Raw genomic sequence first — 358 nt, 5'->3', positions numbered from 1 at the left:
CCTTGGAGCAGACCCTGAGGCACGTCAATTTAGTAATGGCGGTAGCGTGACCAATATTTCGGTTGCGACATCAGAACAATGGACAGACAAGCAAAGTGGTGAAAAGAAAGAGGCCACCGAATGGCATCGTATTTCACTCTTTAATCGTTTAGGCGAAATCGCTGCGCAGTATCTACGTAAAGGCAGCAAAGTCTATATCGAAGGCAGCTTGCGTACGCGTAAATATCAAGATCCCAATGGTCAAGATCGTTATATTACTGAGATTCGTGCTGAGCAAATGCAAATGCTAGATGGTGCCACGGGTGGTCAAGACAATGGCGGCTTCAGTAATAATAACCAAGGTGGTCAAAATCAAGGC

1 protein-coding gene is annotated in these 358 nt (G+C 45.8%); it reads left to right on the top strand.

Features of this window, described 5'->3' with window-relative positions; translation table 11 throughout:
- A partial coding sequence (ssb, locus tag AAEZ06_RS26925; RefSeq protein WP_350617118.1) for a single-stranded DNA-binding protein occupies nt 1-358 on the top strand: 358 nt, incomplete at both ends.

Source organism: Pseudomonas sp. HY7a-MNA-CIBAN-0227 (assembly GCF_040310325.1).
Classification (GTDB): Bacteria; Pseudomonadota; Gammaproteobacteria; order Pseudomonadales; family Pseudomonadaceae; genus Aquipseudomonas.
Note: the sequence above shows the minus strand (reverse complement) of the source record. Positions and strands in the feature narration are given on the sequence as shown.